At 69.2% G+C, this 3,501-nt stretch carries 5 protein-coding genes; 4 read left to right on the forward strand and 1 reads right to left on the reverse strand.

The window, feature by feature from the left end; genetic code table 11:
• Positions 1 to 258: 258 nt before the first annotated feature.
• Genes VMV28_01035 through VMV28_01050 form a run of 4 tightly spaced genes read left to right on the forward strand, consistent with a single transcriptional unit; the run spans position 259 to position 2,927 of the window.
• The gene (locus VMV28_01035; GenBank protein ID HUZ79198.1) at positions 259 to 1,083 is read left to right on the forward strand and encodes a 30S ribosomal protein S13; all 825 of its coding nucleotides are present in this window, start codon (positions 259 to 261) and stop codon (positions 1,081 to 1,083) included.
• A gap of 7 nt (positions 1,084 to 1,090) precedes the next feature.
• Positions 1,091 to 1,687, forward strand: a complete 597-nt coding sequence (locus VMV28_01040) for a 30S ribosomal protein S4 (GenBank protein ID HUZ79199.1) — start codon at positions 1,091 to 1,093, stop codon at positions 1,685 to 1,687.
• Between the two features lie 6 nt (positions 1,688 to 1,693).
• Positions 1,694 to 2,077 carry a 30S ribosomal protein S11 gene (locus VMV28_01045; protein ID HUZ79200.1) on the forward strand — a complete coding sequence of 128 codons (384 nt, stop codon included), beginning with the start codon at positions 1,694 to 1,696 and terminating at the stop codon, positions 2,075 to 2,077.
• Between the two features lie 4 nt (positions 2,078 to 2,081).
• On the forward strand, positions 2,082 to 2,927 hold the full coding sequence (locus VMV28_01050; GenBank protein ID HUZ79201.1) for a DNA-directed RNA polymerase subunit D: 846 nt from the start codon (positions 2,082 to 2,084) through the stop codon (positions 2,925 to 2,927).
• Here the strand turns inward: VMV28_01050 and VMV28_01055 are convergent.
• Positions 2,878 to 3,501: hypothetical protein (locus VMV28_01055; GenBank protein ID HUZ79202.1), on the reverse strand; the 624-nt coding region annotated here is incomplete at its 5' end. The two genes, VMV28_01050 and VMV28_01055, sit on opposite strands and share 50 nt — an antisense overlap.

Raw genomic sequence — 3,501 nt, forward strand, 5'->3', positions numbered from 1 at the left:
AACAGAATGTCAGTCGGGATCGGTTGTCGCTCAACGGAAACAGGGAGTTCTCGAGGAAGAACGGCCGTGAAACAAAAAGCGCGCGACTGAAACAATAATCGGTCCGGTGGGGCCGGGCAATCGAGCAGCTTCCCAAAGCCCTCCTCTCCGAAGCGCTTAAAAGGAGAGGCTATTTCCGCCGCCGCTCTCGGTAGGGAACGGGTCCCGGCGCGGTCGGGATCTCGCTTCCTCCGCTAGCTCAGCAAGAGAGGGAACTCCGTGCCTAAGAACCCCAAGGAGGAAGCGGCCGCCCCGGTCGCCGACGCTTCCAGCAATTCCGCCGACAAGGGCGGAAGGAAGGAGCGGCCGGCGAAAGGCAAGGACGGCAAGGACGCTCCGAAGGGGAAGGGCAAGGGAAAGACCGCTCCCGCTCCGGGGGAGAAGAAGGGCGGCAAGCCGATCCCGGACAACCCGAACTTCCGCTACATCGTCCGGCTCGGAGGCGCGGACCTCGACGGACGGCGATCCACCGCGCTGGCCTTGACGGGCGTGCGCGGTGTAGGGATTCGGATCGCGGAAGCGGCCTGCCACCTCTCCCACGTCGATCCCAACGAGATGATCGGCAACCTCCCCGAGGCGACGGTCGACGGGATCGAGACGACGCTCAACCAGCTTCCCCAGAACGTGCCGACGTGGATGATCAACCATCCGCGGGAGTACGCCCAGGGGGAGACGCTCCACTACATCGGGCCCGATCTCGAGACCGGGCGACGCGACGACATCAATCTGATGAAGATGATCCGGTCGTACCGCGGCGTTCGCCACGAGCGGGGCCAGAAGGTCCGGGGCCAGCGCACCCGCTCCAACGGACGAACGGGCATGGCCGCCGGTGTGATCAAGAAGACCGCCCGCGAGGCCGCGGCGGGCAAGGCGAGGGAGGAGAGTGGCGGCGGAGGTGCCGCCCCGGCCGCCACGCCCGCGGCAGCCCCGGCCGCCGCACCGGCGAAGGGTGGGGCTCCCGCTCCGGCCAAGGGAGCGGCGCCCGCCAAGCCCGCGCCGGCCAAGGGCGCACCGGCGAAGGGCGCACCGGCGAAGAAGGAGTGAGGCGACGATGGGCGATCCGAAATTCCTGCGCCGCACCTACGATACTCCAAAGCATCCGTGGGAGGCGACCCGGATGGCCGAGGAGCGCAAGCTGCTCACGAAGTACGGACTGAAGAACAAGCGCGAACTGTGGAAAGCCCAGTCGATCCTGCGCCGGATCCGCCGCCAGGCGCGCGAGCTGCAGGCCCGCCTCCGCGCCGCGGAAGAGCAGGCGCAGAAGGAGACGACCGATCTCCTCGGAAGACTCTCTCGGCTCGGCGTGCTCCCCGTGGGCACTCCGACGATCGACGACGTGCTCGCGCTCACGACCGAGGATCTGTTGCAGCGGCGCCTGGAGTGGATCGTCTACCACCGCGGCCTCGCGCCCACCCCGAAGGGAGCGCGGCAGATCATCGTCCACGGGCACATCTCGATCGGCGAGCATCGCGTGACGCGCCCCGGATACCTCGTCGGCGCGCGCGAGGAGACGATGATCTCCTACTGCCCCACGAGCCCGATCGCGAGCGACGATCACCCGGTCCGCGTGGCGCTCCGGGAGCGGGCCGCCGCGCGCGAGGCCTCGCGGGACGCCCCACCGGTTCCGGCCGAAGGGGGGAACGCGTAGAGCACCATGGCGAAGACGGGCATCGCGCACATCTACGCGAGCTACAACAACATCCACATCACCGTCACCGACATCACCGGGGCGGAGACCCTGGCCAAGGCCACCGGCGGGATGGTTGTCAAGGCTGCTCGCGACGAGTCGAGCCCGTATGCAGCGATGAAGGCGGCCGATCAGGTCGCCGCGGCGATCCGCGAGAAGGGGTACGACACCCTCCACATCCGGGTCCGCGCCCCGGGAGGCAACCGCGCCCGATCTCCGGGTCCGGGAGCCCAGGCGGCGATCCGCGCGCTCGCCCGCGCGGGCGTGAAGATCCATCGGATCGAGGACGTCACCCCGGTCCCGCACGACGGGACGAAGCCGAAGGGAGGCCGCCGCGGGCGGCGGATCTAGTTCGATGGACGTCGCGGTCCGTTCCCTCAAGCCCCGCTCGACGATGCTCGAGTTCTCGGGCACGACCTCGGCTCAGGTCAACGCGATCCGGCGCGTCCTCGTCGCGGACGTCCCGAAGCTCGCGATCGAGGACGTCGAGTTCCATCTAGGCCCGATCCGCGACGAGGCGACCGGGAAGGACTACGACTCCTCCACGAGCATGTTCGACGAAGGGGTCGCGCTGCGGCTCGGACTCCTGCCGATCCCGACCGACCTCGGACAGTTCCGCAAGCGCTCCGAGTGCACCTGCAGCGGCGCGGGGTGCCCCTCCTGCCAGGTGATGTACTCGATCGATCGCAAGGGTCCGTGCACCGTGTATGCGCGGGACGTCGTCCCGCTCGGGGACCCGACGCTCGCGATCATCGAGCCCGAGATCCCGATCGTGCGGCTCGGCGCGAAGCAGGCGTTGCTCGCGTACGCGACCGCGGTCGTGGGCACGGCCCGGGAGCATGCGAAGTGGCAAGTCGCCCTCGCGGTCGGTCTGAGCTCGCCCGTCGAGATCCAGGTCTCGAAGAAGGCGGGCTGCTCGGATGCGTGCCTCAAGCGCGCGGCGGAATCGCTGCCGGACGGGATCGTATCGTTCTCCGACGGCAAGATCACGATCCTCGATGAGACGAAGGGCGCGCTCGCGGCCGGGCTCGAGGAAGCGTGCCCCCACAGGTCGATCAAGCTCGTGTGGGCCGCCGACCGGTTCTTCTTCCGGTTCGAGACCGATGGCTCTCTCACGGCGCGCGAGGCTCTCCGCTACGCGCTCAAGGACCTCAAGCGCCGGTTCGAGGACCTGCGCGAGGCGGTCCAGGCGATCGCTTAGGCCCCTCTTTGGGGTGAGAGCTCGTCCAGTCGAAGCGCAGGATCGCTCCGAGTCCCCCCACCGATTTCAAGCGGCGACCGGCTTCGCCGTCCTCGCGGACCACGAACAGGCGGGCCTGCGCCTTGCGCGCCATCTCGAGCACCGGGATCGCCGTAGGGTCGGCGAGCAGGGATTCGGAGACGAGGAGCGTCCCGACCGCTCCGAACTCTACCGCCTCCTCGACCTCCTCCCGACCGACCGCCGCCCGGGTGCCGGAGCCGAGACCGCGGACCAGCTCCTCCACCAGCCCGAGCTCTTCCGCCGCGACCGTTCCCGCGAGCGCCTCCGCGGCGCGCCCGCTTCGAAGCAGTTCATCGACCCCGACGCGACCCGATTCGGAGGTCGCGAAGATCTTCAGCCGGGCCCGCAACGCCGGATCGGCTTCGGCGAGGCGCTTGGCGAGCTCCTCCTTCAGGAACCCCGGCCCCGCGAGGATGACCGCGGTCGCTCCGGCGGCCTCCCGACGGATGAGCTCGAGGAGCTCGGCCACGTACTGCGCGCGATCCTTCTCCCCCTGGCCCCCACCGAACTGCTT

It is taken from the genome of Thermoplasmata archaeon (assembly GCA_035532555.1).
Taxonomy (GTDB): Archaea; Thermoplasmatota; Thermoplasmata; order Lutacidiplasmatales; family UBA184; genus Lutacidiplasma.